This window comes from Chryseobacterium sp. Leaf394 (assembly GCF_001424105.1).
Taxonomy (GTDB): Bacteria; Bacteroidota; Bacteroidia; order Flavobacteriales; family Weeksellaceae; genus Chryseobacterium.
Window position 1 is genome coordinate 1195689 of sequence record NZ_LMQH01000011.1, and the last position, 7812, is coordinate 1203500.

The following is a 7812-nucleotide window of genomic DNA, read 5'->3' on the forward strand; positions in this document are numbered from 1 at the left end:
GTGAAAACAATTTTACTGTCGGATTCAAAATATAGTTTTATTTCTTCAAAATTGGTTAAAGATGACAAAATTGTTTTTGAATATGAAATACAGGAATTTAGAAATGAAAAAATGATTAATGCTTTTTCTAATGCAGATGTGTCTTTTACGAAATTTAAAGATGATTTGTCTTTTGTAGGATTAGAGCTTTTATTTGATTTTTATGAAATAAGTAAAAAAGTTTCTTTTGATAAAAAAAAGGTTCTCAGTTCTGGAAGCATAAGTTTTGATCACAACAAAAGCTAGGTACAACTTAGTGCTTTGGCAGAGCTGGATATAGATGTTTCTGAAAAAAAATAATAAGTTTTATCATGCGTATTTTTAACTTCAATTACAAAATTTTGTCTGAAATTGTACTTTCACCAGTAATATTGTTGAGCGTATTAAAAAAATCAATTATAGCCCTTTTTACAATTTTAACTTATCATTTATCAGCCCAAACATACCATTTCGATTACTCTGTGGAGAGCAAAATGTTATCACCTAGTGATGACAAAGAAATGAATTGGGGTAAAATCTTTTTTGATACAAAAAATAATACGAATATGAGTTTTTTTGATGATGGCACTTTGAAAGCAATTTTATTTGATGTCCCGAGAAATATAACTCACGTTTTTAATGTAGAAGAAGATAGAAATAATACTAAATTTAAATATTCTCACAGCAATAAATATGTAGCGGATAATTCTTCCGAGGAGAATCCTTATTTTATTAATATTACAAAAATAAATGATACGAATTTTAAGATTGATGTATATATTTACATTAATAGTAAAAAAACAAAGAAAAAGAAAAAAGTTACAGCAATCGCTATTTTAGAAAAATCAGAATTTGAGTATTTTACAATTCACGCAGATTTTTTTCCTTCAAATTATATTAAAAACCGGATTGTCGAAATGATGCCCAAAGATTCAAAATACTGCATAAAAAAGGTAATCGTAGAATATGTAGGTTCTAAAGAATATACTTTAGTAAATGAAGTTCAGACTTCCAATATTACCCTTCCAATTCCGACTCAAAATTAAGATAAACACTACTTTATATAACAGGATTTACAGCAGAAAAAGAATTTCACTTTTTTATTTCCTCCAAAACACTTGACAAAGGGGTATCGAATGTTGTATATTTGCACCTCGCAAATTACTTACTGTAATTGATTAATTTTTAAACCGTAATTTAAAAAAATGAAAACATCAGATTTTAATTTTGATCTTCCTGAAGAACTTTTAGCAGAACACCCGTCGGAGCACAGAGACGAAGCCAGACTGATGGTTTTAGACAGAAAAACTCAGACAATAGAGCATAAACTTTTTAAAGATGTTGTAGATTATTTTGACGAGAAAGATCTCTTCATCTTCAATAATACTAAAGTTTTCCCTGCACGTCTGTACGGAAACAAAGAAAAAACCGGAGCTAAAATTGAGGTTTTCTTATTGAGAGAACTTGATAAAGAAACCCGTGTTTGGGACGTTTTGGTAGATCCTGCAAGAAAAATCAGAATCGGAAATAAATTATTCTTCACTGAAGACGAATCTTTAGTTGCAGAGGTGATTGACAATACTACTTCAAGAGGTAGAACATTAAGATTTTTGTACGACGGACCTTACGAAGAATTCAGAGCTAAATTGAAAGAATTAGGAGAAACTCCACTTCCAAAATACATTAAAAGAGAGGTTGAGCCTGAAGATGCTGAAAGATATCAGACAATTTATGCTAAAGTAGAGGGAGCTGTAGCGGCGCCTACTGCAGGTCTGCACTTCTCAAGACATTTGATGAAGAGATTGGAAATTAAAGGGATCGACTTTGCTGAAGTTACGCTTCACGTTGGTTTGGGAACTTTCAATCCAATTGAAGTTGAAGATCTTTCAAAACATAAAATGGAATCTGAAGAGATTTTCATCGACGAAAAAAATGCCGAAATCATCAACAAAGCTGTGGAAGAAAACAGAAGAGTTTGTGCTGTAGGAACTACAACGATGAGAACTCTGGAAACTTCAGTTTCTTCAAACAAAAAAATCTCTGCTTTCCACGGTTGGACAAATAAATTCATTTTCCCTCCACACGATTTCGGAGTTGCTAACTGTATGATTACCAATTTCCACACGCCAAAATCTACATTAATGATGATGATTGCAGCATTTGCAGGAAAAGATTTCGTAATGCACGCCTACGAAGAAGCTGTAAAAGAAAAATATAAATTTTACTCTTACGGAGATGCAATGTTGATTCTTTAAGAGAGAAGCTGGAAGCTGGGTGCTGGATGTTTGCAATTCGGCGCCCAGCTTTTCATCAAACATCCATCATCCTACACCCAACAATTCAATGAAAGACATCCGTACTTTATCTCTCGATCAACTCAAAGACTATTTCGGCACTATTGGCGAAAAGCCATTCCGTGCCAAGCAGGTCTACGACTGGATCTGGAGTAAAAATCTTCATTCATTTGAAGAGATGACGAATCTTTCAAAAGATTTGAGAGAAAATCTGATCCGTGATTTTGTGATGAATCCTGCAGCTGTAGATCAGTTTCAAAAATCTACGGATGGAACCATTAAAAACGGAGTCAAACTGCACGACGGTTTGATGGTGGAATCAGTTTTAATTCCTACGGAAACCAGAACAACAGCCTGTGTATCTTCACAGGTAGGCTGTTCCCTGAATTGTGAATTTTGCGCTACAGCCAAGCTCAAAAGAATGAGAAATCTTGAGGTGGCAGAGATTGTAGATCAGGTAGCATTGATCGACAGACAGAGTAGGGAATATCACAACCGACCGTTGACGAATATCGTGTTTATGGGAATGGGTGAGCCGATGATGAACTACAAAAATGTGGTTGAAGCAATCAAAAAAATTACCCAGCCGGAAGGTCTGGGAATGTCACCAAGAAGAATTACCGTTTCTACATCCGGAATTCCGAAGATGATTAAAATGTTGGCAGATGACGAACTGAGAGTGAAACTGGCTTTATCACTTCATTCAGCAGTTGAGTCGACCAGAAATGAAATCATGCCTTTTTCAGATAAATTTCCACTGACGGATATTATGGAAGCTTTGCAGTACTGGTATAAAAAAACAGGTTCTGTCATCACCTTCGAATATTGTGTCTGGAAAGGAATTAATGATAAAGATGAAGACATTAAAGCTTTAATTAAATATTGCCGGCAGGTTCCTTCAAAGGTTAATTTAATTCAGTATAACCCAATTGGTGAAGGAAAATTTGATCACAGAAGTATTGCCGCAGAAGAAAAATACGTTCGTGAACTTGAAAAAGCCGGCATAACTGTGATGGTAAGAAAAAGTCGTGGTGGCGATATTGATGCGGCCTGCGGACAGTTGGCAAACAAAACTGCGGAATAATTTATTATCTATCATAGTCTGTATGACAATTCTTGTCTGAATTTACAAATCATCAATCTGATTTTTGTAGGAGAACTACGAAGTGGTTCAATCTCAATAGCCGTGTGTGAAACCCGTGGTAAATTATTACGAAGTGGTTGAACAATAATACACGTAGTTTGAAATCAACCTCGTGCCTTTCAATTTAACTTTCGATTGACATTAAAAATCTTACTTTTGTGTTATGAATAAAGTTTTCCTAATCATTTCAATCAGTTTTTCGATTTTAAATTCTGCGCAACAGTCCGAAATTTTTAAACTTAAGAATTACAGGGTTTCTGTTTTAAATGATTCTATTCAGGAAACTTCCGGACTTAGTTTTTTCGATGGAAAACTGTATACTTTCAACGACAGCGGAAATCCTGCAGAACTTTATCAGATTGATAAACAGTCAGGGAAAATTCTGAATGTTTTAAAAGTGAATACTCAAAATAAAGATTGGGAAGCATTGGCCAATGATGGAAGAAACTTTTATATCGGCGATTTTGGAAATAACGCCGGCACAAGGCAAGATTTAAAAATTTTTAAAATTCCTTTTGAAAATCATCAGCTTCAGAATGATTCATTAAAAACGATTTCATTTTTCTATGCGGAACAGAAAGATTTTACGCCAAAAAACATCTCCACAGACTTTGATTTGGAATCAATGATTTATCTTAATGGAAAACTGCATATTTTCACGAAAGAATGGGCCTCAAAATCAACAACGCATTATACTTTAGATCCAAATAATCCTGTAAGACAGGCTGCCGGAAAAGTAGAATCTTTCAAAACAGGCTTCATGATTTCTGATGCATATTATTTCGATAAAAAGCTCTACGCTGTGGGCTACACCAAAAAGACAGAAGTCTTTCTGATGGTCTTTAATGAAACCGAATCCGGAATTTTCTTCAAGGCAAATCCACAGAAATTGTATTTGGGAAGTGCTTTAACAGTTGGACAGATTGAGGGGATTGCGGTTGATGAAAATGGAATTTATATTTCAGGGGAAAAATTTCATTCACCACTAGGGACTACAAAACCTTATTTCTATTTTATACCAAAAGAAAAACTGAAATTCTGAGGCAGTTAGAATTCATATAAAATTTAATTTTCCGTTAAAATTGGACTAAAAATTTTATCTTTGTGATAATTAAATATCAACTACCCATCATTCAAAGATAGTGGCGAATACCGTAGAAGAAATCAAGCGACCCATCAACGAAGAAATGAAACTTTTTGAACAGAAGTTTTATGAATCGATGCAGACGAAAGTATCTTTATTAGATAAAGTCACCCGTTTTATTGTTACCACAAAAGGGAAGCAGATGCGCCCGATGTTCGTATTTCTCTGTGCAAAACTTGTGGGTGAAGTCAATGAAAAAACCTACCGTGGAGCGTCGATGATTGAGCTGATTCACACCGCAACTTTGGTGCATGACGATGTGGTAGACGAAAGTTTTAAACGCCGGAATTTCTTTTCAATCAATGCTTTGTGGAAGAATAAAATTGCCGTTCTCGTTGGCGATTTTCTTTTGTCTAAAGCTGTTTTACTTTCTACGGATCATAAAGATTACGATTTACTGGCAGTAATTTCCAGGACAATCAGAGAAATGTCTGAAGGTGAACTTCTTCAGCTTGAAAAAGCCAGAAAACTGGATATTACCGAAGATGTTTATTATGAAATAATTCGTCAGAAAACCGCAACTTTAATTGCCGCATGTTGCGAAATTGGAGCTTTGTCAAACGGTGCTGATGAAAAATTAGCCAAAAAAATGATGGAGTTTGGAACTTACACCGGTATGGCTTTCCAAATCAAAGACGATCTTTTCGATTATCTAAGTTCCAATGTTATCGGAAAACCGGTTGGAATTGATATCAAGGAGCAAAAGATGACGTTACCACTGATTCATACGCTGAAAACTGCAAGTGAGGCTGATAAAAAGTATTATTTCAATACCATCAAAAGATACAACAATGATCAGAAAAGGGTGAAAGAACTCATCAATTTTGTTAAATCTTCAGGTGGTCTGGACTATGCGGTCACTGTTATGAAAGATTTTCAGCAGAAAGCAAAAGATATTTTACAGGAATTTCCGGACTCCGAACCCAAAACTTCTCTTAATCTGATGTTGGATTATGTGATTGAGAGGAATTTCTAGATTTTTCCTTCATCATCTTGATAAAATAAGATGGTTTGATCTCAAATTTTCTGTAAAAATTGTCTGAAAAACTTTCAGAATTTGAAAAACCACAGATGTTTGCAAGTTCTTTTACATCATATTGCAGGTAAGTGGCATCAGTTCGCAAAAGATCAATAATATAATTTAAACGGAGATTATTTATATATACATTAAAATTTGAACCTTTGTACGTATTGATAATTTTCGAAAGATAAGTAGAGTTTGTTCCCAATTCTTCAACAAGAGATTTCTGCGTAAGCTGGCTGTCCAGATATCTTTCTTCGTCCTCAAAAGCATCCAGTTGAGTCAATATACTTTTTACAACAAGTGGATTAAGTCCCTGTATTTTTGAATAGTATTCGTCTTGATTCTCAGGACTTTCCAAATTGAGCTCTTTGACATCTTTGTCTGAAATTGATGCCGGCTTTAAAGCTTCAGGCTGAATGTTTTCCTGCACTTCTCTTGGATTATGATGCTTTTTATGCTCTACCTCAGAATTAATAATAATATTTTCAAATCTCTGCTTGTAAAGTTTTTTAATTTTATAGTATCTGATACTGAAGAAAAGGATAATGCCTGAACTGATGATGAGGATAATAATAAAAATATTGCTTCTTAAAATCAGGAGATTTTCAACCTTTGTCTTTTCTGAGATTAATTTTTTAGTATCATATTCCTTATTAATTTTAGGATACAGATATTTAAAGTTTTTCTCGTAAGATTTATCCAGAATCATCAGTTTATCAATATATTCCAGCTGTTTATCTCTATTTTTAATTGAATCATTATACTTTATGAGAATTTCGTAGGCAGATCTGAATTGTGGATCCAGTTTATTGGACGTGTTGTATTGATTATCTATAACCTCCATGAATTTTACAGCTATCGTTCTTTTACCGATCTTCCAGTTGTTCAGTCCTAAATAATATATCTCTGTAATGTGTGGATACTGGTCATTATACATTTCAAGTGCCTGTGTGAGTTTGGCAATCGATGTTTTATAATCTCTCTGGTAATAAGCATCGGTACCTTGAGATGAAATGAAATAGGGAATGTACTGTTTTAAATCATTGTTTTTCAAGTATTTAATACTTTCGTCGATCAGCTTTTTATTCTCCGAAGATTTGCCCATTTTCGTATTGTTATCAATATAACTGAGCATCGAGTAGATATAATAGGTTTGGTAATCCTGACCTAATTTTGAGTCTGTTGCATGGTTTTTAAAAAAATCGATGCAGATTAGTAGCTCTTTTGCCGCATCTTCATATAAACCTAAATAGATTTTATTCTGAGCAATAAGGTAGATACTCTTGTAAACGACATATTGATCGTTAACATTACTGGCGTATTTATTAGAAATTAAAACATCATCCAAAGATTTCTGATAAAATGCTTCCTGAATATAGATCGCACCCCGGTTGAAATAGGCTGTTGCGAGCAATCTTTCATCCTTTGAATTTTTTGCAGTATTTAAAGCCAGATTGGCATAATCTAAATTTTGAGGATAGACAGAAAAATTGCTCGCGTATCTGTAAGCATACACAAGTGCTTCATTATTACCAGCATCTTTTGCAGTTTTTATATAATGTTGTATAAGAGTCCATGCTTTTTTTTGATCGTTATGAAAACTATCAATCTTTGCCTCGATTTCCTGATAATCCAACCTTTTTTTAGAATTCTCCTGCGCATTTATATTAAGAGACAACAGGATAATTATAAATACAGATAGAAATGATCTTTTAATCAAGTGGTTACGTAAAAAATTATGAAATTTGGGTAACACGTTGGGCTTATTATAAATTTAAAAGTCTACAATATTAACATAATTAATTTGAATAAAAAATTGAAAATTTAAAAATTGCCGGACATTTTTTACGTATTTCCTATCGTAAAATTTGACTTAAAATTGTTTTCCGCTGTATGTTTGCAACAGAAAATTAAGCGAACTAAAAATTAACCTTTATAAATTAAACTTACATGAAAAAGTTAGTATTATTTTTTTCAGCAGTATTGTTAACTACAGTAATTTCTTGTCGTCAGGACGATGATAATTTCAGCACTGAAGATTACCAAAATCTTGAGCTTATAAATAAAGCCTCACAGAAAATTGCGGATTCTGCAAATACTACAACTGTATTAGAAGGAGATCCGATTGCACCTCCTAAAAAGTAAACCAAACCACATTCACATATTTAACAATTTTTTTTTTTTTTTT

8 protein-coding genes are annotated in these 7812 nt (G+C 33.4%); 7 read left to right on the top strand and 1 reads right to left on the bottom strand.

Annotated features, from left to right (window positions below):
• The 6 genes from ASG21_RS09940 to ASG21_RS09965 all read left to right on the top strand — a co-directional run.
• On the top strand, window positions 1–285 hold a 285-nt coding region (locus ASG21_RS09940; RefSeq protein WP_206743173.1), incomplete at its 5' end, for a hypothetical protein.
• Window positions 286–380: 95 nt separating this feature from the next.
• Window positions 381–1064, top strand: a complete 684-nt coding sequence (locus ASG21_RS09945; RefSeq protein WP_128414271.1) for a hypothetical protein — start codon at window positions 381–383, stop codon at window positions 1062–1064.
• 159 nt (window positions 1065–1223) lie between these two features.
• Entirely contained in the window at window positions 1224–2273 is a 1050-nt protein-coding gene (queA, locus tag ASG21_RS09950; protein WP_056079084.1) for a tRNA preQ1(34) S-adenosylmethionine ribosyltransferase-isomerase QueA, read from the top strand.
• Between the two features lie 88 nt (window positions 2274–2361).
• A complete protein-coding gene (gene rlmN, locus ASG21_RS09955; RefSeq protein WP_056079087.1) occupies window positions 2362–3396 on the top strand; it encodes a 23S rRNA (adenine(2503)-C(2))-methyltransferase RlmN in 1035 nt (344 codons plus the stop codon).
• A 223-nt stretch (window positions 3397–3619) separates the two neighbouring features.
• Window positions 3620–4498 (top strand): hypothetical protein, encoded by an 879-nt coding sequence (locus tag ASG21_RS09960; protein WP_056079092.1) that lies wholly within the window; start codon window positions 3620–3622, stop codon window positions 4496–4498.
• A gap of 100 nt (window positions 4499–4598) precedes the next feature.
• Complete coding sequence (locus ASG21_RS09965) at window positions 4599–5576, top strand: polyprenyl synthetase family protein (RefSeq protein WP_056079096.1); 978 nt, start codon at window positions 4599–4601, stop codon at window positions 5574–5576.
• Here the strand turns inward: ASG21_RS09965 and ASG21_RS09970 are convergent.
• Complete coding sequence (locus ASG21_RS09970; protein WP_056079099.1) at window positions 5536–7302, bottom strand: AraC family transcriptional regulator; 1767 nt, start codon at window positions 7300–7302, stop codon at window positions 5536–5538. The genes ASG21_RS09965 and ASG21_RS09970 overlap by 41 nt on opposite strands.
• Window positions 7303–7574: 272 nt before the next feature.
• Here ASG21_RS09970 and ASG21_RS09975 point away from each other — a divergent pair, with 272 nt between their 5' ends.
• Window positions 7575–7769: a hypothetical protein gene (locus tag ASG21_RS09975; RefSeq protein ID WP_056079102.1), complete on the top strand. Its 195-nt coding sequence runs from the start codon at window positions 7575–7577 to the stop codon at window positions 7767–7769.
• Window positions 7770–7812: the final 43 nt, after the last annotated feature.